General features: G+C 72.7%; 22 protein-coding genes. 19 read left to right on the forward strand and 3 right to left on the reverse strand.

Going from position 1 to position 23,917, the window contains the following annotated elements:
* Positions 1-110: 110 nt before the first annotated feature.
* The 3 genes from ABZS42_RS15830 to ABZS42_RS15840 are packed head-to-tail and all read right to left on the reverse strand — an operon-like array spanning position 111 to position 2,762.
* Entirely contained in the window at positions 111-809 is a 699-nt protein-coding gene (locus tag ABZS42_RS15830; protein WP_355145754.1) for a VTT domain-containing protein, read from the reverse strand.
* On the reverse strand, positions 806-1,525 hold the full coding sequence (locus ABZS42_RS15835) for a glutamine amidotransferase (protein WP_355145756.1): 720 nt from the start codon (positions 1,523-1,525) through the stop codon (positions 806-808). The genes ABZS42_RS15830 and ABZS42_RS15835 overlap by 4 nt, the downstream gene beginning before the upstream one ends.
* Positions 1,515-2,762, reverse strand: a complete 1,248-nt coding sequence (locus ABZS42_RS15840; protein ID WP_355145884.1) for a MurT ligase domain-containing protein — start codon at positions 2,760-2,762, stop codon at positions 1,515-1,517. The genes ABZS42_RS15835 and ABZS42_RS15840 overlap by 11 nt, the downstream gene beginning before the upstream one ends.
* A 354-nt stretch (positions 2,763-3,116) precedes the next feature.
* Between ABZS42_RS15840 and mraZ the strand changes: the two genes are divergently transcribed.
* The 19 genes from mraZ to ABZS42_RS15935 all read left to right on the forward strand — a co-directional run bounded on the left by mraZ (position 3,117) and on the right by ABZS42_RS15935 (position 23,695).
* Positions 3,117-3,548 carry a division/cell wall cluster transcriptional repressor MraZ gene (gene mraZ, locus ABZS42_RS15845; protein WP_132349281.1) on the forward strand — a complete coding sequence of 144 codons (432 nt, stop codon included), beginning with the start codon at positions 3,117-3,119 and terminating at the stop codon, positions 3,546-3,548.
* A 204-nt stretch (positions 3,549-3,752) separates the two neighbouring features.
* Positions 3,753-4,862: a 16S rRNA (cytosine(1402)-N(4))-methyltransferase RsmH gene (rsmH, locus tag ABZS42_RS15850; protein ID WP_355145886.1), complete on the forward strand. Its 1,110-nt coding sequence runs from the start codon at positions 3,753-3,755 to the stop codon at positions 4,860-4,862.
* Complete coding sequence (locus ABZS42_RS15855; RefSeq protein ID WP_355145758.1) at positions 4,859-5,464, forward strand: septum formation initiator family protein; 606 nt, start codon at positions 4,859-4,861, stop codon at positions 5,462-5,464. The genes rsmH and ABZS42_RS15855 overlap by 4 nt, the downstream gene beginning before the upstream one ends.
* A gap of 3 nt (positions 5,465-5,467) precedes the next feature.
* On the forward strand, positions 5,468-7,642 hold the full coding sequence (locus tag ABZS42_RS15860) for a penicillin-binding protein 2 (RefSeq protein ID WP_355145760.1): 2,175 nt from the start codon (positions 5,468-5,470) through the stop codon (positions 7,640-7,642).
* 91 nt (positions 7,643-7,733) lie between these two features.
* Positions 7,734-9,260: a UDP-N-acetylmuramoyl-L-alanyl-D-glutamate--2,6-diaminopimelate ligase gene (locus ABZS42_RS15865; protein ID WP_355145762.1), complete on the forward strand. Its 1,527-nt coding sequence runs from the start codon at positions 7,734-7,736 to the stop codon at positions 9,258-9,260.
* Complete coding sequence (murF, locus tag ABZS42_RS15870; protein ID WP_355145764.1) at positions 9,257-10,654, forward strand: UDP-N-acetylmuramoyl-tripeptide--D-alanyl-D-alanine ligase; 1,398 nt, start codon at positions 9,257-9,259, stop codon at positions 10,652-10,654. Before ABZS42_RS15865 ends, murF begins: the two co-directional genes overlap by 4 nt.
* A complete protein-coding gene (mraY, locus tag ABZS42_RS15875) occupies positions 10,651-11,775 on the forward strand; it encodes a phospho-N-acetylmuramoyl-pentapeptide-transferase (RefSeq protein WP_076467874.1) in 1,125 nt (374 codons plus the stop codon). Before murF ends, mraY begins: the two co-directional genes overlap by 4 nt.
* Before the next feature lie 337 nt (positions 11,776-12,112).
* Entirely contained in the window at positions 12,113-13,492 is a 1,380-nt protein-coding gene (locus ABZS42_RS15880) for a putative peptidoglycan glycosyltransferase FtsW (RefSeq protein ID WP_355145888.1), read from the forward strand.
* Positions 13,492-14,598 (forward strand): undecaprenyldiphospho-muramoylpentapeptide beta-N-acetylglucosaminyltransferase, encoded by a 1,107-nt coding sequence (gene murG, locus ABZS42_RS15885; protein WP_355145766.1) that lies wholly within the window; start codon positions 13,492-13,494, stop codon positions 14,596-14,598. Before ABZS42_RS15880 ends, murG begins: the two co-directional genes overlap by 1 nt.
* On the forward strand, positions 14,595-16,166 hold the full coding sequence (gene murC, locus ABZS42_RS15890; protein WP_355145768.1) for a UDP-N-acetylmuramate--L-alanine ligase: 1,572 nt from the start codon (positions 14,595-14,597) through the stop codon (positions 16,164-16,166). Before murG ends, murC begins: the two co-directional genes overlap by 4 nt.
* Positions 16,163-16,978, forward strand: a complete 816-nt coding sequence (locus tag ABZS42_RS15895; protein WP_355145770.1) for an FtsQ-type POTRA domain-containing protein — start codon at positions 16,163-16,165, stop codon at positions 16,976-16,978. The genes murC and ABZS42_RS15895 overlap by 4 nt, the downstream gene beginning before the upstream one ends.
* Before the next feature lie 245 nt (positions 16,979-17,223).
* A complete protein-coding gene (gene ftsZ / locus ABZS42_RS15900; protein WP_355145772.1) occupies positions 17,224-18,339 on the forward strand; it encodes a cell division protein FtsZ in 1,116 nt (371 codons plus the stop codon).
* 9 nt (positions 18,340-18,348) lie between these two features.
* On the forward strand, positions 18,349-19,092 hold the full coding sequence (locus tag ABZS42_RS15905) for a YggS family pyridoxal phosphate-dependent enzyme (protein ID WP_355145774.1): 744 nt from the start codon (positions 18,349-18,351) through the stop codon (positions 19,090-19,092).
* A 193-nt stretch (positions 19,093-19,285) separates the two neighbouring features.
* Positions 19,286-19,975 (forward strand): cell division protein SepF, encoded by a 690-nt coding sequence (gene sepF, locus ABZS42_RS15910; RefSeq protein WP_355145776.1) that lies wholly within the window; start codon positions 19,286-19,288, stop codon positions 19,973-19,975.
* Positions 19,976-20,007: 32 nt separating this feature from the next.
* Positions 20,008-20,313: a YggT family protein gene (locus ABZS42_RS15915; RefSeq protein WP_076467860.1), complete on the forward strand. Its 306-nt coding sequence runs from the start codon at positions 20,008-20,010 to the stop codon at positions 20,311-20,313.
* 44 nt (positions 20,314-20,357) lie between these two features.
* Positions 20,358-21,170: a DivIVA domain-containing protein gene (locus ABZS42_RS15920; RefSeq protein WP_355145778.1), complete on the forward strand. Its 813-nt coding sequence runs from the start codon at positions 20,358-20,360 to the stop codon at positions 21,168-21,170.
* Positions 21,171-21,240: 70 nt separating this feature from the next.
* Complete coding sequence (locus tag ABZS42_RS15925; protein WP_355145780.1) at positions 21,241-21,855, forward strand: hypothetical protein; 615 nt, start codon at positions 21,241-21,243, stop codon at positions 21,853-21,855.
* A gap of 6 nt (positions 21,856-21,861) precedes the next feature.
* Entirely contained in the window at positions 21,862-22,173 is a 312-nt protein-coding gene (locus tag ABZS42_RS15930; protein WP_355145782.1) for a DUF167 domain-containing protein, read from the forward strand.
* A gap of 22 nt (positions 22,174-22,195) precedes the next feature.
* Entirely contained in the window at positions 22,196-23,695 is a 1,500-nt protein-coding gene (locus tag ABZS42_RS15935; RefSeq protein ID WP_355145784.1) for a potassium/proton antiporter, read from the forward strand.
* Positions 23,696-23,917 lie beyond the last annotated feature (222 nt).

The following is a 23,917-nucleotide window of genomic DNA, read 5'->3' on the forward strand; positions in this document are numbered from 1 at the left end:
GGCGTCGGCCTCTTGAGTCGGCGTCGGCGTGCGAGTCGTTTCCGACATCAGCTCCAAAGGCTCTGCGAGGCGAAGGGCCGAGCCGGGGTTCCGGGCTACCGGTCGCCGGGCTAACGCTCACCGGCGCCGCCCGGCATGCTCCGCCGGCGCCGCTCCGCCCGCCACAGCCGGCGGACCAGTACCGCGCCGGCGATCAGGCCGAGGCCCGCGGGGGCCACGGCGAACCACTGGACGTCACCCGGCGAGGTGACCGCGGCACCGACGGCGGCGTAGCCGAACGCGCTGGGCACGGCGGCGATCACGCTGCCGGCGAGGAACGGCAGCAGACGTGCCCCGGTGGTGCCGTAGCCGTAACTGACCAGCCCGAACCCGGCGATCGGCAGCAGCCGTACGGTGATCACCCCGAGCACGTTCTGCCGGGCGAACCAGCCGTCGAGGCGGGCCAGTCGACCGCGCACCCGGGCGGCGACGAACTCCCGCCCCAGCAGCCGGCCGACCGTGAACCCGATGGCGGCCGCCACCAACGCCGCGGTCAGCGCGTACCCGGCGCCCTCGAACGGGCCGAAGATCGCCCCCGAGGCGAGGGTGATGAACGTGCGCGGAACGAGCGCGACCAGTAGCAGCGCGCCACCGAGGACCGCCGCGACCGGCGTGAAGTCACCGAGCCGGTCGGCCAGCCCGGGCAGCTCGGACGGGTCCGGCCGGGGCACCACGAGCAGCAGCACACCGCAGGTCGCGACGACGAGCACCAGCAGCGCGAACCGGACGGCCGACGGTTGCCGCAGCAGCCGCCGGACGGCGGGGATCATGCTCGGGCGGCGGCCACCGCGGCGCGGCGCTCGGACCGGAGCCGGTCGGGCCAGGAGTCGTCCAGCGGCGGCAGCTGGTGGATGCCGGTGGCCCAGCGCAGCAGCAGATCGGCGAGGGCCGGGTTACGGGCCAGCGCGGGTCCGTGCGAGTACGTCCCGAGCAGCTTGCCGCGCCACGCGCCCTCGCTGGCGCCGTCGTTGCCGACGCCGGCGGTGACCCGGGCCAACGGGGAGACGCTCGGCCCGAGGAGGGTACGACCGCCGTGGTTCTCGAAGCCGCTCAGCGGCGGCAAGCCCAACCGGGCGTCGATGTCACCGGTCAGCTCGCCGACGGCCCGCGCCTCGCCTCGGTCGGAGGTGATGTCGAGCAGCTCCAGCCCGGCGCACTTGGTGCCCTTGGCGAAGAACGAGTTGCCGAGCAGCTGGTAGCCGGCGCAGACCCCGAACACGACCGAGCCCTGTGCGACGGCGCGGTGCAGCGAGCCGTCGGCGATCAGCCGTTGCGCGCCCAACGCCTGCGGGCCGTCCTCGCCGCCGCCGACGAGGTAGATGTCGGCGGTCGCGGGCAGCCGCTGGTCGGAGCGGACCTCCAGCACCTCGACCGGCAGGCCGCGCTGGCGCGCCCGCCGGGCGAGGATCAGGGCGTTGCCCCGGTCGCCGTAGGTGGAGAGCAGGTCGGGGTAGACCCAGACGATGCGCAGGCTTTCAGTTGACACGATCCAACTCCGCTCGGATGTCCTGGAACGCGGTGTAGTTGGCGATCACCTCGAGGCGCCCTGGGGACACCGCGCGGATCGCCTCGTCGAAGCTGCGTACATGCTGGAACGGCACGTCGTTGACGTCGAGCCGGACGGCCAGGTCGTACGCCCGGTCGCCGGTGATCAGCACCTGCCGTCCGCGCAGCGGGGCGAAGTCGACGTCGAAGAGCCACGAGGTGTCCAGCCCGTCGGGGTCCCGTGCGTTGATCGACAGCAGGGTGGGCGCCAGGTCGGCCATGTCGAACGCCTCCAGCCAGCTGGCCGGGTTCTTGGCGAGCAGCAGCCGGATGAGGCGGCCGTCCTTCTCCACCTGGGCGTAGCGGCCGGCGACCGAGGTGACGCTGGACAGCCGGGACACCGCGTCGACCGGTCGTACGCCGAACTCCGCGGCCACCGCGAGGGCGGTCGCCGCGTTGCCGACGTTGACCTTGCCGGGCAGTTGGAGGGCGACCTTGTGCCATGCGCCCGTCGGGTCGAGCACGCCGTCGTCCTCCACCGTCCACTGCGGCTCGGGGCGGCGTAGCGGGCAGCCGGTGCACCACCACTGCTCGCCGGAGCGCTGGATGGTGGAGCCGCACTCGGGGCAGACCCACGAGTCCTCGTGCCAGCGTTGCCCGGCGCTGAACCAGGTCACCTGGGGCGGGTTGATCCGGTGGTCGTGGTTGGGCGGCGGGGTGGCCGCCCAGACGACCATCGGGTCGTCGGCGTTGGCCACCACCCGCACGTCCTGGTGCCGGACCAGCGCGGCACGCCAGAGCTGCGCCATCATGGCGACCTCCTTGGCGCGGTCGAGCTGGTCGCGGGAGAGGTTGAGCAGCGCCACCACGTGCGGTTCGGTGGCCTCCAGCACCTGGGCCAGGTAGTGCTCGTCGACCTCGAGCACCGCGTAGGGGGTGCTGCCCGCCTTGGCGAGCGCGGAGGTGTGGCCGGTGGGCATGTTGGCGCCGAAGGAGTTGGTGGCGACCTTGCCCAGTACGCCGACCGCGGCCGCGGCGAGCCGGGTGGTGGTCGTCTTGCCGTTGGTACCGGAGATGAGGGCGATCGTGCGACCGGCGGCGAGGTGCGCGAGCAGGTCTGGGTCGATCTTGAGTCCGATCCATCCGCCGATCACCGAGCCGTCACCCCGGCCCGCGGCCCGGGACAGCGCCGCGGCGGTCCGGGACACGGAGCTGGCCACCTTCGCCCGTAGGGGCATCTTCGCGTCCGTCACGCGAGCGAGGTTACCGGACCATCGGTCCCACCAGATTGGCACCGACGGCGAACCGTTCGGCCGGGGAGCTGTCGCGGCCGGATGATTCTGCCTCCACCGGACGGAGTCGATCAATGTCGGAAAGCGGACGCGGCCGGTGGGCCGCTCCGGCCCTCCACTCCGCCCCACCCGTTGTGACGTGCGGTTTTAGGCGCGGATCGGCCGCGCCACGCGGGCGATTCTGGTTGCAGGTGGAGGGAAGTGGAGTAGAGTGGGGCCCAATGGTGAGGCCGGGAGGGCCTACCGGCCCGGGGGGTCAGCGGCGCCGCGAACGCCGCTCAGGGGCGAGGGGGTTGGGCCGTGTTTCTCGGCACCCACACTCCGCGCCTGGACGACAAAGGCCGGTTGATCCTTCCGGCGAAGTTCCGGGATGAGCTGGCAGGGGGTGTCGTGATCACCAAAGGGCAGGAGCGCTGTCTCTATGTGTTCCCGATGCCTGAGTTCCAGCGGATCGCGGAGCAGTTGCGCGCGCAACCGATGACGAGCAAGGCGGCCCGGGCCTACAGCCGGGTCTTCTTCGCCAGCGCGCACGACGAGGTTCCGGACAAGCAGGGCCGGGTGACCATCCCGTCCCACCTACGGGGGTACGCGGCGCTCGACCGGGATCTGGTCGTGATTGGCGCGAGCACCAGGGTGGAGATCTGGGACAAGGCCGCCTGGGAGAGCTACCTCGCTGAGAGCGAAGACGAGTTCGCCGACATCGAGGAGGGGGTGCTGCCCGGCGGTCTGTAGGGCGGACGGCGCCCGGCGTACTGCGAGATCTCCAGCCGCTTTCGAGTTCCTGGCACCCCTTCCCCGGTGCCAGGCGCACGATCTCTCGGGGGCCTGCGGCCTCGCGACGGGCGGGGAGCGGATGGGGATCTGGCGGTACGACGGCAAGGCGCCGGCCGACGCGGGCGCGAGAAGAAAGCACGGTAACCAGCGGTGGGGGTCAACATGGGGGAGCTACGCGGCACGCACGTGCCGGTGCTGCTCGAGAGGTGTCTCGAGCTGCTGGCCCCCGCGCTGGGTCGGGGTGACCGGACGGTTCACGTCGACGCCACTCTGGGGCTGGGCGGGCACGCCGAGGCGGTACTCGAGGCGCATCCGCAGACGATTCTGATCGGACTGGACCGGGACACCGAGGCGCTGGCTCACGCACGCGTACGGCTGGCCCGCTTCGCCGACCGGATCCACCTCGAGCACGCGGTCTACGACGAGTTGCCCGATGTGCTCGACCGGCTGGGCTATCCGGGGGTCGACGGGGTCCTGTTCGACCTGGGGGTCTCGTCGCTGCAACTGGACGCGCCCGACCGCGGGTTCGCGTACGCGCAGGACGCGCCGTTGGACATGCGGATGGACCAGACCCGCGGGGTGACCGCCGAAGAGGTGGTCAACACGTACGGCCACCCCGAACTGGCGCGGGTGCTGCGGGTGTACGGCGAGGAGAAGTTCGCCGGGCGGATCGCGTCGGCGATCATCCGGGAACGGGAACGCGCCCGGATCACCTCGTCGGCCCGGCTCGCGGAACTGATCCGGGATGCCATTCCGGCACCAGCCCGACGAACCGGTGGACACCCGGCAAAGAGAACGTTTCAGGCTTTGAGGATCGAGGTAAACAGGGAACTGGCGGCGCTGGAGACGGCGCTGCCGGCCGCACTCGACGCGCTCAACGTGGGCGGTCGCATGGTGGTCCTGTCCTACCACTCGCTGGAGGACCGGCTCGCCAAGGCGGCGCTCGCCGATCGGGTCCGCAGCACCGGCCCGATCGACCTCCCGGTCGAGCTGCCGGGGACCGGCCCGACGTTCCGGCTGCTGAGCCGGGGCGCCGAGCTGCCCGGGGAGCTCGAGGTCGCCGCGAACCCGCGCGCCGCCTCGGTGCGGCTGCGGGCCGCGGAGCGCATCGACCCGGACGCGCAGGAGCGGGAGCGGACCGACCGCGAACGGTCCCGCCGGCGCGTGAAGGCGATGAACCAACCGGGAACTGGGTCCGTGCGATCCGTGGGGGATCGCCGGCGGACGCCGGGGGACGGGACAGGGACGGACGTAGAGGGGGAGGGGACATGAACGTTGACGGGCGCGAGCGCCGGGACTTCACCGGCGTCGGACAGCGCGCACCGCGGTCGGGGGGCCGGATCGCGGCGGAGCGGGTCGGCCGCGTCGGAAACGGTACGTCTCGCACGGACCGGGTGAACCGGCAGGGGGAGTCTCGGGCGCGGGGGGCGCGCGAGTTCCCGACCCAGGGCAGTGCCGCGCTGCGGCCGGCGGAGGGCAGTGACGCGACCGCCGCTCGCCCGCCGCGGCTACGGGTGGCGCCGCCACCGCCGATGTCGGTGCCGCGCGCGCCGTTCGCGGCGCTGATCGTGGTGCTGGTGGTCGGTGGGGTGCTCGGCATCCTGCTGGTCAACACCAAGATCAATGAGAATGCGTTCAGATTGGAGAAGCTGCAGCAGCAGCAGGCCCGGCTGGACCTGGAGCAGGAGCAGCTCAAGAAGCAGATCGCCGACGCCGAGGCGCCGGGCAGCCTGGTCGCACAGGCCCGCAAGCTCGGGCTGGTCGAGTCGGGGGAGCCGGCGTACATCCGCCTGCCGGACGGTCGGACCATCGGCGTGCCGCAGCCGGCCACCGGCTCGCCGTCGGTGACCAGCCAGCAGGGCGCGGAGCGCTGACCGGTGCCGCCGAGGTCGGACGACCCGCGCCGCGGCGACCGGCGCGGATCGTCCCGGGAGGGCGTGGGCCGCGGCGCCGGTGAGCCGGGCGGGGGGATCTCCGGGGCTCGGGCGTACACCCCTCGGGGGCGCACCATCCGGGAGGAGCACGACCGGGCACCGCGCGGTGGCGCGGCAGAACAGCGCCGCACCCCGCGCGGCACCCGGTCGGGCGACCCGTTCCGGCCGGCGCTGCAGGTGCTCGACGGCGGCCGTGCCGGAGCCGCCCGGGCGGCCCGGCGCGACGCGGCGGCCGCCGGTCGCTCCGGCGTGGTCCGCACCGTGCAGGCCCGCATTCCGGGCAACCCGCCCCACGAGCCGTCCGCGCCACGCCGCCGGACCGCGCGCCGGCCGGACCGGCCCGCCGGGCGCCGGCCGGCCCGCAAACCGCCCCGGCCGCCGAAGCTCGCCGACCCGCGGCTGCGGCTGCGCCTCGGCACCGTGCTCACCCTCGCCCTCTTCGTGGTCATCGGAATCCGGCTGGTCGTCCTGCAGGCGGTGGACGCGCCCGCGTACGCCGGCGGCGGCGTCGCGGACCGGACCCGGACGGTGGACCTGCCGGCGCCACGCGGGGCGATCTACGACCGCGACGGCGCCCTGCTCGCGCACAGCGTGGAGGCCCGGTACGTGTTCGCCGACCCGACGATGATCGAGGACCCGGCCGGTACCGCGAAGACCCTCTCGCCGCTGCTGGGCATCTCCGTGTCCAAGCTGACCAAGCTCATGCAGCCGCGCAATCTGGAGAACGGCAACCCGTCGCGCTTCGAGTACCTGGCCCGGGGAGTCGAGATCGGCGTCGCCAAGCAGGTGCAGGAGCTGGAACTGCCCGGTATCGGCGTGCACCGTGACGAGCGGCGTGAGGTGCCCGGCGACGACCTGGCCGCCAACCTGATCGGCTTCACCAGCCAGGACATGGTCGGCCTGGAGGGGCTGGAAGCCCGCTACGACGACCTGCTGCGGGGCGAGGACGGCAAGCGCGTCTACGAGGCCGGCCGTCGCGACCTGGCCGCCCCGATCCCCGGTGGTTACAGCGAGACGACGCCACCCAAGCCGGGCAGTTCCCTGCAGCTCACGCTGGACCGCGACCTGCAGTACATGACGCAGGTGATCCTCAGCCGGCACATGGCGCAGACGCGCAACGCCACCGGCGCGGCCGTGGTGATCGACGTGGCCACCGGCGACGTGCTGGCCCAGGCGAGCGACCCCACGTACAACGCGGCCAAGCCGGAGGCGAGCAGCCCGGTCGCCCGTGAGGACGTGGCGAGCAGCTTCGTGGTCGAACCCGGCTCGGTGCACAAGGCCATCACGTTCGGCGCGGCGCTCCAGGAGGGTGTGATCACCCCGGACACCACGCTGCCGATCGAGAACAGCATCGAGAAGGGCGACACCCCCTTCTCCGACACCCATCCGGCGAACGGCCGGCGGATGAGCATCGCCGGGATGCTCGCGTACTCGTCAAACGTCGGCACCATCAAGATCGCCGACAAGCTGGGCCAGGAGCGGCTCATCGACTACCAGCGCCGGTTCGGCCTGGGACAGCCGACCGGAGAGGGCATGCCGGGAGAGGCGAGCGGCCGGCTGCTGCCCGCGGACGAGTGGAGCGAGTCGTCGTACGGCTCGGTGCCGATCGGGCACAGCGTGGACGCCACCCCGTTGCAGATGGCCGCCGCGTACGCCGCCATCGCCAACGACGGGACGTACATCCAGCCGCACCTCATCAAGGAGGTCATCGGGCCCGACGGCGAGCGGACGCCGGCCGAGGCGCCGGTCACCCGCCCGGTGCTGAGCCCGAAGAACGCGCAGGCGCTGCGCACGCTGCTGGAGGCGGTCACCACTGTCGACAACGCCACCGGCCTGGCGGCCGCGGTGCCGGGATTCCGGGTGGCCGGCAAGACCGGCACCGGCTGGCGGCTGGTGGACGGGAAGAAGCAGCCCGGCGAGGTCTCCTCGTTCATCGGCATGGCGCCGGCCGAGAAGCCCCGCTACGTGATCGCGGTGTTCGCGTACGTCCCGGCCGGCGGGGGCGCCGCGATCGCCGGGCCGGCGTTCAAGGAGATGATGCAATTCACTCTCCGTCACTACAAGGTGCCACCCTCGACGACGAGCAAGTCGCCCGAGTTCGTGGTCTATCCGCGCTGAGCAGGCATGGCGGGACATCATCGGTGAGTGGGGACGAACCACCGGGGCGGCTGTGCGGCCGGCGCCGGACGACCGGGTAGGGTCTGACGCCGTGTCCGGCAATCCTCGCCCTCGTACGGTCACCGGCACCCGGCTCGGCGACCTCGCATCCCGGCTCACAGTCGAGCCGCCCGCCGAGGCCACCGACGTGGTGGTGACCGGTATCACACACGCCAGCCAGGAGGTCCGCCCCGGCGACCTGTACGCGGCCCTGCCCGGTGCCCGCCGGCACGGCGCCGAGTTCGCCGCCGGTGCGGCCGCCGCCGGCGCGGTGGCCGCGCTGACCGACCCGGCCGGCGCGGCCGCGGTCACGGCGGCCGGCCTGCCGGCGCTCGTGGTGCCCGACCCCCGCGCGGTACTCGGCGCGCTAGCCGCTGCCGTCTACGGCGACCCGACCGCCGGGCTGGTCGTGATCGGGGTGACCGGCACCGCCGGCAAGACCTCGACGGCCTACCTGATCGAGTCCGGGCTGCGCGCCGCGGGGCACACCACCGGATTGATCGGGACGGTGGAGACCCGCCTCGGCGACCTGGTCATCGACAGCGTGCGGACCACCCCGGAGGCGACCGACCTGCACGCCATGCTGGCCGCCGCGCGCGAGCGCGGGGTGACCGCAGTGGTGATGGAGGTGTCCAGCCACGCGCTGGCCATGGGCCGGGTCGGCGGGGTCAGCTTCGCCGTCGGCGGCTACACCAACTTCGGCTCCGACCACCTCGACTTCCACGCCGACTCGGCGGACTACTTCGCCGCCAAGGCGCAGCTGTTCGACGGGCGCTGCGGGATCGAGGTGCTCAACCACGACGACCCGGCGCTGCGATCGCTGTTCAAGCCCGCCACGGTCAGCTACTCGGCCGCCGGTGACCGGGACGCGACCTGGTGGGCCGACGGCATCGGTGGCGAGGGCTACGCCCAGCGCTTCACCGTGCACGGCCCCGACGGGCTCACCCTGCCCGGAAACGTGGCGCTGCCGGGCCGGCACAACGTGGCCAACGCCCTGCTCGCCATCGCCGCGCTGACGGCGGTCGGAGTGGAGGCGGGCACGGCGATCGCCGGGGTGGCCGCCTGCGGCGGCGTACCGGGCCGGCTGGAACTGGTCACCCCCGCTGACGCGCCCGTACGCGGGGTTGTCGACTACGCACACAAACCGGACGCGATCGTGGCCGCCCTGGCCGCGCTGCGTGAACTGAGCTCCGGCCGGCTGATCTGCGTGATCGGCGCCGGTGGGGACCGGGATCGGGGTAAGCGGCCGGTGATGGGCGCCGCCGCCGCGGAGGGGGCCGACGTGGTGCTGGTGACCGATGACAACCCGAGGACCGAGGATCCGGCGGCCATCCGCGCCGAGGTCCTCGCCGGTGCCCGGCAGGCCGGCACCACGGCCCGGATCGCCGAGGTGGCCGGCCGCCGGGCGGCGATCGACGAGGCGGTACGGCTGGCCGGCCCGGGCGACGTGATCGCGCTGCTCGGCAAGGGTCACGAGCGCGGCCAGGAGGTGGCCGGCGAGGTGCTGCCGTTCGTCGACCACACGGAGCTGGCCGACGCGCTGCGCGCCCGCTTCGGCGACCTGGCGGGTCACCGGTGATCCCGCTGACGCTGGCCGAGGTGGCCGCCGCGGTCGACGGCCGGCTCGTCGGCGCCGACCCGGACGTCCGGGTCACCGGCTCGGTCGAGTTCGACTCGCGCAAGGTGAACGCCGGAGGGATCTTCGTCGCCTTCCCCGGGGAGAAGGTCGACGGGCACGACTTCGCCGAGGGGGCCGTCGAGGCCGGTGTGGTGGCCGTTCTCGGCACCCGGGAGGTGCCCGGTGTGCCGATGGTGCTGGTCGACGACGCGCGGGACGCGATGGGCCGGCTGGCGCGCGCGGTGGTCGACCGGCTGCCGCAACTGACCGTGGTCGGGCTGACCGGTTCCTCCGGCAAGACCACCACCAAGGACCTCATCGCCCAGCTCACCGCCCGGCTCGGTGCGACGGTCGCGCCTCCCGGCTCGTTCAACAACGAGCTGGGGCACCCGTACACGGCGCTGAAGGCCGGGCCGGAGACCCGTTACCTGGTGATGGAGAAGGGCGCCCGCGGCATCGGGCACGTGCGTTACCTCTGCGAGCTGGTGCCGCCCCGGATCTCCGTGGTGCTCAACGTCGGGACGTCGCACATCGGCGGGTTCGGCTCGCAGGAGAACATCGCCCTGGCCAAGGGGGAACTGGTCGAGGCGCTGCCGGCCGACGGTCTCGCGGTGCTCAACGCCGACGATCCGCTGGTGGCCGCGATGGCGTCCCGCACCGACGCCCGGGTGGTCTTCTACGGTGAGGCGGCGGACGCCGACGTGCGGGCCGAGGACGTCGTGCTGGACGAGCGGGGACGCGGGTCGTACACCCTGGTCACCCCGGAGGGGCGCGCGCCGGTGCGGCTCGGCCTGACCGGCCGCCACCAGGTCTCCAACACGCTCGCCGCCGCGGCGGTGGCCCGGGAGCTGGGCATGCCGCTCACCGAGCTGGCGCAGGCGCTGGGTGAGCTGGGGTTGGTGTCGACCCGGCGGATGGACGTCTTCGACCGCCCCGACGGGGTGACCGTCATCGACGACTCGTACAACGCCAATCCGGCGTCGATGTCGGCGGCGCTCAAGGCGCTGGCCGCCCTGGGCGGCGGGCGGCGTACCGTCGCGGTGCTCGGATACATGGCCGAGCTCGGCCCCTACGAGTACGACGGCCACGCGGAGGTCGGCCGGCTCGCGGCCGAGCTGGGCGTCGACCGGCTGCTCGTGGTGGGCGAGTCGGCCGCGCCGATCCTCGAAGGCGCGACAGCGGTAGGCAACTGGGGAGGAGAGTCGGTGCTGCTCACCGATCAGGCGGCAGCCGTCGAGGTGCTGCGGCGGGAGCTACGGCCGGGCGACGTCGTCCTGGTCAAGGGCTCCCGGTACCGCACCTGGGAGGTGGCTGACGCGCTACGCGCGCAGGCCAGTGGGGAGACCACCGCATGAGGGCGGTAATCGTCGCCGTCGGCGTGGCGTTCCTGATCTCGCTCTTCTGCACCCCGATCGCGATCAAGGTCTTCACGCGGCTCAAGGCCGGTCAGCCGATCCGGGCCGAGGGCCCGGCCATGCACCAGGGCAAGAAGGGCACGCCGACGATGGGCGGCGTGGTCTTCATCCTGGCCACGGTCATCGCGTACGTCGCGGGGCACCTCGCCCTGACCACGCTGCCCGACCTGCAGATCGCCCAGGTCGAGCCGACCATCACGGCGCTGGTGCTGCTGGGGCTGATGGTGTTCTCCGGCGCGGTCGGCTTCATCGACGACTTCCTCAAGGTGCGCAAGCGGCACAGCGGCGGCCTCAACAAGCGCGGCAAGCTGCTGGGCCAGATCCTGGTCGGCGCGGTCTTCGGCGTCGTGGCGCTCTACTTCCCGAGCACCATGACCGACGCGAAGGGCACGGCGACCAACACCGAGACGGTCGGCAGTACGACGCTGAGCTTCATCCGGGACATCCCGGCGCTGGAGCTCACGAAGGTCGGCGCGGTCATCCTCTTCATCTTCGTGGTGATGGCGGCGACCAACGGGGTGAACCTCACCGACGGCCTGGACGGTCTCGCCACCGGCGCCTCGGTGATGGTCCTCGCCGCGTACGCGCTGATCGCGTTCTGGCAGTACCGGCACTGGTGTGCCGACCCGAGCTACACCCGGGACTACTGCTACACGGTCCGTGACCCGCTGGAGATCGCGCTGATCGCCGGGGCGGCGGCCGGGGCCTGCGTCGGCTTCCTGTGGTGGAACACCTCGCCGGCCCGGATCTTCATGGGCGACACGGGTGCGTTGGGCCTCGGCGGTCTGATCGCCGGCATGGCGATGTCCACCCGGACCATCATGCTGCTGCCGATCATCGGTGGCCTCTTCGTGATCATCACGATGTCCGTCGTGATCCAGATCATCTCGTTCAAGACCACGGGCAAGCGTGTTTTCCGGATGTCGCCCCTGCAACACCACTTCGAACTGGCGGGGTGGAGCGAGGTCAACATCGTGGTCCGGTTCTGGATCATCGCGGGCATCTGCGTGGCCATCGCGCTGGGGCTCTTCTACAGCGAGTACCTGGCCAACGTCACCTGAGCCGGGCCGTCCGGCGGTCCCGCGGTCCGACGCGTCGACGGGCCCCCTGCTGTGCGGAACACGCCGGCCGGGGGCCCGACGTCCATCCCGACACGCCGAGGGGACGGTTGCGGGGGCAGGCGGCCGCCGCAGCCGCCATGATGTCCGGGTGGGGGAGGGACGAGGTACCGACGGCACCAGCCAGGCCCGGCCCCGGCGGGAGCCGGGTGGCGGGCGTACACCGGAGGCGGGCGTGACGGCCCGGGGGTCGGACGCGGGCACGCCACCGGCGGCCCCCCTGCGCGGGCTGGACGCGGCCGGCGGGCTCGCCGCGCTGCGCGGCCTGCTGGACCGCCCGATGGCTTCCTACTACCTGCTGATCTCCAGCGCCGGCCTGCTGCTGCTGATCGGTCTGACCATGGTCTTCTCCGCGACCAGCGTGAAGGACTACGCCGAGGAGGGCAGCGCCACGACCTCGGTGGTCAAGCAGGCGATCTTCGCGGTGATCGGTGTGGTCGCGTTCTGGGCCTGCCAGCGGCTGCCCGCGACGACGTACCGGGCGCTCGGCCGGCCGCTGCTGTTCACCGCGATCGGGCTGCTGCTCGTGCTCAACCTGCTGGTCGCCTGGGCGCGCCTGAGCAATACGGATTCGGCCTCGATCGGCCCGATCGAGGCGTACCTGAACTGGCTGTTCATCGGCGGCGTGCAGGTGCAGCCCTCCGAGCTGGCCAAGTTCGCGCTGGTGCTCTGGGGCGCGCACGTGGTCGCCCGCAAGGGCGCCGCGCTCGGCTGGTGGCGCGAGCTGGCCACACCGCTCGTACCGATGGTCGGCCTGCTCTTCGTACTGGTCGGCTACAACGACCTGGGCACCATGATCTGCCTGCTGGCGCTGGTCGTCGGGCTGCTCTGGGCGGCCGGGGTCCGGCTGCGGGTGTTCGGCGCGCTCTCGCTCGCCGGTCTGGTCGGGGTCGGCCTGCTGATCGCGGTCGCCTCGCTCGGCGCCGGCTCCGGCGAGCGGGGCGCGGAGAACTACCGCTTCGCCCGGTTGATGTCCTTCTTCAACCCGCCGGACCCGGAGGAGTGCAAGCTGACCGACTGCTACCAGCTCTTCCAGGGACGACTGGCGATCGAGCACGGTGGCTGGTTCGGGGTCGGGCTCGGCAAGGGCAGCCTGAAGTGGGACTGGCTGCCCGAGGCGCACAACGACTTCATCTTCGCCGTCGTCGCCGAGGAGCTGGGGGTGGTCGGCTGCGCGGTGATCCTCAGCCTCTTCGCGGTGCTCGCCTACACCGGGCTGCGGATCGCCCGGCGCGTCGACGACCCGTTCCGCCGGCTCGCCGCGGCCGCGGTGACGACGTGGCTGGTCAGTCAGGCCGTGATCAATGTGGGTGGCGTGGTCGGCCTGATGCCGATCACGGGTCTGCCGCTGCCGTTCATCTCCGACGGTGGAAGCGCCCTGGTCGTCACGCTCGCGGCGATCGGCATGCTCGCCTCCTTCGCCCGGGCCGAACCCGATGCGGCCAGAGCCCTCCATGCCCGTCCGCCGGCCCGGTGGGTCCGACTACTCTGGGCCCCGTTGCCGCCGCTTCCCGGACGGCGTCGCCGGACGGCGTCGCCCCCGGCTGCCCGTGGGCCGGTGCCTCGGGCGCGGCAGCGGCGGTCCGACGAACAGGCCGTACCCCGCGGTGCCCGACAGACCCGGGCGCGGAGCGGGACGGCGAGCGAGAGGAGACGCTGATGGGTCCGCTGCGTTCGGTGGTGCTCGCGGGAGGTGGCACCGGGGGGCACGTCTACCCGTTGCTCGCCTTCGCCGACTGCCTGCGCCGACACGACCCCGGCGTCCGGATCACCTGCCTGGGCACACCCCGGGGGATGGAGAACGACCTGATCCCGCCGCAGGGCTACGACCTGCGGCCGATCCCCGCCTACCAGCTGCCCCGGTCGATCAACATGAACCTGGTCCGCACGCCGGGCCGGATGTGGACCGCGGCCCGCGCCGCGGGCAAGGTGATCGACGAGGTCCAGGCCGACGCGGTGGTCGGCTTCGGCGGGTACGTCTCGGTGCCGGCCTACCTCGCCGCGTGGCGCCGGGAGATGCCCATCGTCATCCACGAGGTGAACGTGCCGCCGGGCGTGGCGAACCGGCTGGGCATGAAGTTCACCAAGAACGTCGCGGTCGGCTTCCCGCACCAGCCCCAGCAGGCCGAGTCGTTGCGGGACGCCCGGGTGGTCGGTGTGCCGCTGCGCCGCAGCATCGCGGGGCTCGACCGGGCCGCCCTGCGCGACGCTGCCCGGGCCCGGCTCGGGCTCCGCCCGGACCTGCCGGTGCTCTTCGTCGCCGGCGGCTCGTCGGGCGCCCGCTCGATCAACCTCGCTGTCGCCGGCGCGGCCAAGGAGCTCGCCCGCAACGGCGTGCAGGTGCTGCACGTGATGGGCGCCCGCAACGAGCCGGTGCCGATCCCCACCGACCTGCCGGTGCCGTACGTGACCCTGCCCTACCTGTCCGAGATGGAGCTGGGCTACGCCGCCGCCGACCTCATGCTCGCCCGGGGCGGGGCGATGACCGTCGCAGAGGTCGCGGCCATCGGCCTGCCCACGATCTTCGTGCCGTACCCGCACAGCAACCAGGAGCAGAAGCGCAACGCGCTGCCCGTGGTGGAGGCCGGCGGCGGGCTGCTCGTCGACGACAGCGAGATGATCCCGGCCTGGCTGGAGCGGACGGTGATCCCGTTGATCCGCGACCCGCACCGGCTCGCCGCGATGGGTACGGCCGCGGCGGCGTACGGGCGGCGCGACGGCGACTTCGCCCTGCTGAACTTCGTCTACGAGGCGGTGGCCCGATGACTGCGCAGTTCACCCCGGCCGGCACGCTCACCGCCGAGGACCTCGGCGCCATCCACCTCATCGGGGTGGGCGGCGTCGGGATGAGCGGGTTGGCCCGGCTCTTCCTCACCCGGGGCCTGCCGGTCTCCGGCAGCGAGCTGCGGGAGTGGCCGTCGCTGGCCGGGATGCGCGCGCTGGGCGGCACGATCCACATGAGCCACGAGCCGACCAACCTCGACGGCGTGGACACCGTCATCTACTCGTCGGCGATCCCGCAGGACCACCTGGAGCTGGTGGAGGCACGCCGGCGTGGCCTGCGGGTGCTGCACCGCTCGGAGGCGCTCGCCGCGGCGATGACCGGCCGTCGCGCGGTCGCGGTCGCCGGCACGCACGGCAAGACCACCACGACCTCGATGGTCACCATGGTGCTCCAGCAGGCCGGCACGGATCCGTCCTTCGTGATCGGCGGGGAGATCTCCGAGGTCGGTTCGGGCGCGCACCACGGCACGGGCGAGTACTTCGTGGTGGAGGCCGACGAGAGCGACCGGTCCTTCCTCATCTACCGGCCGTACGTCTCGATCATCACCAACATCGAGGCCGACCACCTGAACACCTACGGCGACCTGGCGAACCTGGAGGCCGCCTTCGCCGAGTTCGCCCGGCTCACCGATCCGGAGGGGTTCGTCATCACCTGCGCGGACGATCCGGGCGGGCGGCGGCTGGCGGCGACGTTGCGGGCCGAGGGGCGCCGCGTGTACACGTACGGCGAGTCGCCGGACGCGGATCTGCGGCTGACCGCGATGGCCTCCTCGGCGCAGGGGGTGCGTTACCTCGCCGCGATCGACGGCCGGTCGCTCGGCGAGTTCCGGCTGCCGGTGCCGGGGCGGCACATGGGCCTCAACAGCGCCTCGGCGGTGCTCGCCGCGTACCTGCTCGAGCTGCCGCTGGAGGCGGCGGAGGCCGCGCTGGCGGCGTTTCCCGGTGTGCGCCGGCGCTTCGAGCGCAAGGGCGTCGCCGACGACGTGCTGGTCTACGACGAGTACGCCTACCACCCCACCTCGATGACCCTCGCGTTGCAGACGCTGCGCGAGGTGGCGGGGGACGGTCGCCTGATCGTCGTCTTCCAGCCCTACCGGCTCTACCGCACCCGGGACCTGCAGGCGGAGATCGCCCAGGCGCTGGCGATCGCCGACGAGCTGGTGCTGCTGGAGGTTTTCGGCCCCGGTGAGCTGCGCCAGCCCGGGGAGGGTTCGGCCGCGCTGATCGAGGCGGTGCAGCTGCCGGCCGAGCGGAAGGTCTTCGTCGACTCGTGGGAGGCGGCGCCGGTGGAGGTAGCCCGCCGGGCCCGCGTCGGCGACGTGGTGGTGACCATGGGCGCTCCGCCGATTTCGCTGATGGGCGACCAGCTGCTGGACGCCCTGCTGAACCGTACGGCGGGAGCCTCCGGCACCGGCGCGCAGACGCCGGGGGGTGCGTCCGGAGGCGGCGTGGCCATCGGGGGCACGGTTCCGGGGGTGCCGGCCGGCAGCGGCGGTCCGGCGGCCGGTGACGCCGTCACCCCGGACGGCGCGGCGCCCGCCGCCGGATGAGTCCCGGGCCCGCTCGCGGGCGGACCACCGGTGAGACGGCCGGCCGGCGTGGCCAGGTCGTGCGGCGTTGGCAGCTGGTCCGGGCGGGCAGCGACGCGGTCCCGCCCTCGGCCCGGCGTTTCATGCGCCGGGCCCGGCAGCGTCGGATGCGCGCCGCGCTGCCCTGGGCGGTGGCCGCGGCGGTGCTCGTGCTGGCGGGGCTGATCGCCTGGATCGTCCTGGGCACCGGCCTGTTCGGGGTGCGCGCGGTGCGGGTGGAGGGTGCCGAGCTCGTGACGCCGGTGCAGGTGCGCGAGGCCGCCGGCGTGCCGGACGGGGTCCCGCTGGCCAGGGTGGACCTGTCCGCCGCGGCCCGGCGGATCGGCGAGTTGGCGCCGGTGGAACGGGCGACGGTGACCCGGGACTGGCCGGGCGCGCTGGTGGTACGCGTGGTGGAGCGCACCCCGGTGGCGGCGGTGCCGCAGGGGGAGCGGTTCGTCCTGATCGACCGCAGCGGCACGGTCTTCCGCAACCTGGACGAGCGCCCCGGCGACGTGCCGCTGGTGCGGGTCTCCCGGCCGGGTGCGGACGATCCGGGTACCCGGGCCGCGGTGCAGGTGCTCGGCGCGCTCTCTCCGGAGCTACGGGACTCCCTGCTGGACGTGACCGTGGAGAGTCTCGCGCTGATCAAGCTCCGCCTGGAGGGCGGTCGGACGGTGGTCTGGGGCGACGCGTCCCGGAACGAGGACAAGGCGCGGGTGGCCACCGCGCTGCTGGACCAGCGGGCGAAGACGCTCGACGTGAGCGCGCCGGACGTGGTCACCTTCCGGTGACGGCACGTCACCGGACGTGAGCCGTCCCGCTCCGGGCGGCGACACGCCGGTCAGGTCCTTGGTTCACGGGGCGACGGCGCTTACGTTGCCCCGAAGAGGATCAGTGGTTGACATAACTGTAAGCCTCTAGTAGAGGGTGAGGGTTCGCCCCTGGTCCTCACGAGGAACTGCCGACGTCGACTGCTGGCCTGGCCAAGCCGTGTGGGGCCGGCCCATGCCAATCTCGAGGGGGAAAGGACCTTCAGATGACACCTCCGCACAACTACCTGGCGGTCATCAAGGTCGTCGGCATCGGTGGCGGCGGCGTGAACGCCGTCAACCGAATGATCGAGGTTGGGCTCAAGGGCGTCGAGTTCATCGCGATCAACACCGATGCGCAGGCGCTGCTGATGAGCGACGCCGACGTGAAGCTCGACGTCGGCCGGGAGCTGACCCGTGGGCTCGGCGCGGGTGCCAACCCGGACGTCGGCAAGAACGCCGCCGAGGACCACCGTGACGAGATCGAGGAGGTGCTCAAGGGCGCCGACATGGTCTTCGTGACCTGCGGCGAGGGTGGTGGCACCGGTACCGGCGGCGCGCCCGTGGTGGCGAACATCGCCCGCAAGCTCGGCGCCCTGACCATCGGCGTCGTGACCCGGCCGTTCTCGTTCGAGGGCAAGCGCCGCCAGGTGCAGGCCGAGGCCGGGATCGATGAGCTGCGCAACCAGTGCGACACGCTGATCGTCATCCCGAACGACCGACTGCTGGCGCTCGGGGACCGCAACATCAGCATGATGGACGCGTTCCGCACCGCCGACCAGGTGCTCCTGTCCGGTGTCCAGGGCATCACCGACTTGATCACCACGCCGGGTCTGATCAACCTGGACTTCGCCGACGTGAAGAGCGTTATGAGCGGCGCCGGTAGCGCGCTGATGGGCATCGGCAGCGCCCGTGGCGAGAACCGCGCGGTGGAGGCCGCCGAGGCGGCGATCTCCAGCCCGCTGCTGGAGCAGAGCATGGACGGCGCGCGCGGCGTGCTGCTCTCCATCGCCGGCGGCTCCGATCTCGGCCTGTTCGAGATCAACGACGCGGCGCAGCTGGTCACCGACGCGGCTCACCCGGACGCGAACATCATCTTCGGTGCGGTCATCGACGACGCGCTCGGCGACGAGGTGCGGGTGACCGTGATCGCGGCGGGCTTCGACGGTGGGGCGCCGGCGTACAAGGCGGCCGAGCCGGGGCGGAAGACCAACCAGAACCAGCCGGCGCCGCAGAACCCGCCGGTGGCGCCGCCACCGACCATGCCGGCGCCGCAGCAGTCGCCTCGCCGCGTGCTCTTCGACGACGTCGACGTGCCCGACTTCCTCAAGAACGGATCCTGAGCGCCACCCATGACCGACAGCTCGACCAGGGTACGGCCCGACCGCCGTGCCGAACTGGCGGCCGCGCTGGCCTCGGTGCGGTCCCGGATCGCGGACGCCTGCGCGGCCGCCGGACGGGACCGCGCCGAGGTCACGATGATCGCGGTGACCAAGACCTACCCGGCCGCCGACGTGCTGGCGCTCGCCGAACTCGGGGTGACCGACGTCGGTGAGAATCGCGACCAGGAGGCGGCCGGCAAGGCCGCCGAGGTGGCGGCGGCCGGGGCTGCGCCGCGTTGGCACTTCATCGGACGGTTGCAGCGCAACAAGGCCCGCTCGGTGGTCCGCTACGCCGACGCGGTGCACTCGGTGGACAGTGTCCGGCTGGCCCGGGCGCTGGACGTGGCGGCGACCGGCCGGGATCGGCCGCTGACGGCGCTGGTGCAGGTGAGTGTCGACGGTGACCTGTCGCGTGGCGGGGCGCTGCCGGACTCCGCCGATCCGGACGTCGGGCTGGGCGCGGTCGCCGAGGCCGTCGCGTCGGCGCCGGCGTTGCGGCTGGCGGGGCTGATGGCGGTGGCCCCGCTGGGCTGGGAGCCGGAGCGGGCCTTCGCCCGGCTGGCCGAGGTGGCCGAGTGGATGCGTTCGGTCCACCCGGAGGCGACGGCGCTCTCCGCCGGCATGAGTGGCGACCTGGAAATCGCGATCAGATACGGCGCGACACATGTCCGCGTCGGCAGTGCGTTGCTCGGAATGCGCCCCACGCTGCGGTAGCCTGACCGCGAAAGAAGCAAATTACATCGGTGTTGTTTCAGGGGCGGCATCCTGTCGTCGGGGGGTCGTGGCGCGCGACGCGAATCGCGCGCCAGTGGATTGCTGTTCCGGTCCGGTGGGCAGAGAGAAGTCCACTCGCGACAGGCGACACGGCACGGGGGCGCGTGCCGCACGGCGGATGGAAGGGCGCGGGATGGGTGCACTGCGCAAGGCGGGGGTCTGGCTCGGTCTGGTCGAAGAGGACGACGAGCGGGCCTACGAGGACGGTGGCTACGACAAGGGTGGCTACCGCGACTCGCGTTACCGGCAGAGCCGGTACGCCGAGGAGTTCGCCGACGACGAGGACGACGCCGAGGAACCGCCGGCGCCGCGTCCCCGCCTGGGGGAGCGTGGCCGGCTCAGCGAGCGGACGAGCAGCCGCTCGACGGAGACCGAGCGGGACGAGCCGGAGCGCCCGGAGCGCCCGGAGCGGTCCAGCGTCCGGTCGATCACCCGGTCGACGGGGGAGACCTCCAGCGCGTTGACCTACCACACCCGCGACAATCTCGCCCTCGCTCCGCAGGCCGCGCCGCGGGAGCGTACGGTCGCCGCCGAGGAGGAGCAGCGCTACCAGATCACCACCCTGCACCCGACGACCTACCGGGAGGCGCGGACCATCGGCGAGCACTTCCGGGACGGGGTGCCGGTGATCATCAACCTCACCGAGATGGACGAGGCGGACGCCCGCCGTCTGGTGGACTTCGCCGCCGGGCTGGCGTTCGGGCTGCGCGGTACGATCGAGCGCGTGACCAACCGGGTGTTCCTGCTCTCACCGGCCAACGTCCAGGTCACCGCGGAGGACAAGGCCAAGATCGCTGAGGGCGGCTTTTTCAGTCTGAGTTGACCCCCGCCCCGAGCCGAGGGACGTCGCCTGTCGTGTTGTCGATCGTGCTCCAGGTTCTGTACCTGGTCCTGTATGTCTTCCTGTTGCTTCTCCTGTCCCGGTTCGTCCTGAGCGCGGTCCTGCAGTACGGACGCCGCTGGCAACCTGGTCGCGGCGCATCGGCGGGACTGGAATCCGTGTGGAGCGTCACTGATCCCCCTCTCAGCGCGTTGAGGCGTGTGATCCCTCCGCTGCGAATTGGTACCGTGAGCATCGACCTGGCCTCCCTTGTGCTCCTGGTTATCCTGTTCGTGCTGATGGAGTTCGTGTTGAGGCCGTCGATCCTGGCAACCGCCTGATGACCGACGCGCTTTCGCGGCCGCAACTGACCCGAGGAGTTTCGATGCCGCTGACCCCGGCCGACGTTCACAACGTCGCCTTCAAAAAGCCGCCGATCGGCAAGCGGGGGTATGACGAGGAGGAGGTCGACGCCTTCCTTGACGAGGTCGAGCGCGAGCTCGCCCGTCTCATCGAGGAGAACAACGAGCTGCGCGCCCAGGTGGAGCGCGGCGGCCGCGGCGGTGCCCCCGCCGGCCCCGGCGGTGACGCCCGCCTCGCGGCGGAGCTCAACGACGTCAAGGCCCAGCTCGACCGGGTGCAGCGCGACAAGGCCGCGGCCGAGCAGGCCGCCCGCGCGATGCAGGCCGAGCTGGAGCAGGTGCGCTCCACCGGCGGCGCTGCCGCTGCTGCCGCCGCCGTGGGTGACGGCGAGCAGCAGGCGCTGCGAGTGCTGATGATGGCCCAGCGGACGGCCGACGACCACGTCTCGGACGCCCGGCGCGAGGCCGACCAGCTGCTCGCCGAGGCCCGGTCGAAGGCCGAGGAGGTGACCCGGGAGGCGCGCGCGAAGGCCGACGCCCTCGAGCGGGACGCCCGCCAGCGGCACCAGGAGGCCATGGGCGGCCTGGACGCCAAGCGCACCGCGCTGCAGAAGCACATCGAGGAGCTCAAGCAGTTCGAGCGTGAGTACCGCACCCGCCTCAAGGCGTACCTGGAGAGCCAGCTGCGTGACCTCGACGGTCGCGGGCAGGGCCTCGAGGCCGAGATGAGCCGCTCGGAGGGCGGCCGGGTCTCGGGCGGTAACGGTCTGGCCACCGCCGGCCTCGCCGGCTCCTACGGTGGCGGTCGCTCCGGCGCTCTCGAGGCCGGTCGCTGATTTACGGTCGGCGGCCGTCAGCGCGACGGTCGCCGACCACCTGGACGGTACGACGCGGCGGGGGTGACCCGTGATAGTCGCAAGCCTCGTGCTCATCCTCGTCGCTGTGGTGCTGCTGGTGCTGGGCCTGGCCGGCGGCTCCAGTCTTCTGTTGATCATCTCCATCGCGGCCAGTCTGCTGGCCGCGGTCGCGTTGGTGGTGGGTGCCCGCCAGGCTGCCGCCGCCCGCGCGACTGCGGATCCGGCTCGCACGGGTCAGCGGGAGCCGGGCGCGTCCCGGACGGCTGACCCGGGAGGACAGGGCGCCGCGTACGGCCCGATCGAGCCGGAGATTCCGGTTCAGCACGTTCCTCCGACAGTCGGCAGCGGTGGCGGGTGGCGGCAAACACCCGTCCCGCCGGCCGACGACGGGCCGCCCCCGCCGACCACCGGGCAGGCGGGGGCGTACGACGACGAGCCCGACGCCCAGCCCGTGACGCCCGCCGAGGTGTCGCAGATGGCGCGGCTCTCCGACCAGATCCAGGTGGTGGACGGTCGGCCCCGTTACCACCTGGCCGACTGCGCGTACCTGGTCGGACGGGTGCATGAGCCGCTCCCGGTGGCGGAGGCGGTGGAACTGGGCTTCACGCCGTGCGCCCGGTGCGAGCCGGCCACCACGCTGCTCGCCGACCTCCGGCCGAGCTGAGCGAGGATGCCGGTGCCTGCGCAAGACACGCTCACCGTGGCGGTCCGGGTCAAGCCCGGCTCCGCCCGAGCCCGGGTCGGCGGCCGGTTCGACGGTCCGCACGGGCCTGCGCTGGTCATCGCCGTGAACGCGCCGGCTGTCGACGGCCGGGCCACCGAGGCTGCCCGGCGGGCCCTCGCCAGCGCGCTCGACGTCCGGCCGGCGGCGGTCTCGCTGCGCGCGGGCGCGGCCAGCCGCGACAAGCTCTTCCTCATCGAACGGCCCGGTTCGGAGCTGCCCGAGGTGCTGCGCCGGCTGCGCGACGGATCCGGCGAGTGAGGAACGCCCGGGCTGTGCGACCGTGACGTCCGGGCTGGATCTCGCGCTGCTCGTCGGTGCTGCCGTGCTGCTGGTGGCGGTCGGCGCCGTCCGGCTCTCCACCCGGCTCGGGGTACCCAGTCTTCTGGTCTACCTGGCCCTGGGGGTCGCGATCGGTGAGGCCGGGCTGGGCATCCAGTTCGAGGACGCGACCCTGACCCGTACCCTCGGCTTCTGCGCGCTCATCGTGATCATCGCCGAGGGCGGGCTCACCGCCCGGTGGAGCACGCTGCGGCCGGTGCTCGCGCTGTCCGCGGTGCTCGCGACGGTCGGCGTGCTCGTCAGCATCGTGGTGGTCGGCGTCGCCGTCCACTTCCTGCTCGGGCTGGACTGGCGGTTGTCGCTGCTCTACGGGGCGGTGCTCTCCTCCACCGACGCGGCCGCGGTGTTCGCCACCCTGCGCCGGCTGCGCCTGCCGCCCCGGCTGGTGGCCTCGCTGGAGGCCGAGTCCGGCATGAACGACGCGCCGGTGGTGCTGCTCGTGGTGCTGCTCTCGGTGGAGAGCGCCGGGCACCCCTGGTGGTACGAGGTCGGCCTGGTGGGCTACGAGTTGATCGTGGGCGCCCTGGTCGGCGTCGCGGCGGGCCTGGCCGGGCGTTGGACGCTGCGCCGGGAGGCGCTGCCGTCGGCGGGGTTGTACCCGATCGCCGTGGTCGGATTCACCGTGCTGGCGTATGCCGCCGCTGCGGTGCTGCACGCCTCGGGCTTCCTCGCCGTCTACGTCGCCGGGGTGCTGCTCGGCAACGCCCGCCTGCCGCACCGGCAGGCGATCCTCGGTTTCGCCGACGGGCTGGCCTGGCTGGCCCAGATCGGTCTGTTCGTGCTGCTGGGGCTGTTGGCGTCACCGGGTCGGCTCGAGGGCGCGGTGCTCCCGGCGGTGGTGACCGGGCTGGCCCTGGTGCTGGTGGCGCGGCCGCTGTCGGTGGCGGTGTCCGCGCTGCCGTTCCGGGTGGGTCTGCGTGAGCAGGCGTTCCTGTCCTGGGCGGGGCTGCGCGGTGCGGTGCCGATCGTGCTGGCCACCATTCCGCTCTCCGAGCGGGTGCCCGGTGCGGAGGGGCTCTTCGACGCGGTCTTCGTGCTGGTGGTGATCTTTACCGTGTTGCAGACCACCACGTTGGCGCCGGTGGCCCGCCGCCTCGGGGTGACCGCGCCGGCCGAGGCGGCGGAGGTGCACGTCGAGACGGCGCCGCTGGAACGGATGCGGGCCGATCTGTTGCAGCTGGAGGTGCCGGAGGGGTCGCGGCTGGCCGGGGTGCACGTCGACGAGCTGCGGTTGCCGCAGGGCGCCTCGGTGACCCTGGTGCTGCGCGACGGGGTGGGTTTCGTGCCCGGTCCGGGCACCCGGCTGAAGTCCGGCGACAGCCTTTTGATCGTCGCTACCGCGGGCGCGCGGGACGAGGCGGAGCGGCGGTTGCGCGCGGTCGATCGGCGGGGTCGGCTGGCCCGGTGGTTTGGCGAGTACGGCGACGACCCCGACGATTGATCTGCTAGCGTTCCTTTTGCCCCAATTAGGTGGGGCTTGGGGCTGAATAGCGGTACGTCGGTGCGGCACGTTGTCGGACGCCTGTACGTTCCGTATTCTTGCCAACCTCTGGAGTGCGCGGCGGACGTGGCTGCGCGCCCCTTTTCGTACCTGGGGGTCGCCGGATCGGTGCCCCCTGTCCAGGTGCCGCGGATCGCCGCGGTTCCGCGGCCTAGGGAGCGA

This window comes from Micromonospora sp. NPDC005367, assembly GCF_040606825.1.
Lineage (GTDB): Bacteria > Actinomycetota > Actinomycetes > Mycobacteriales > Micromonosporaceae > Micromonospora.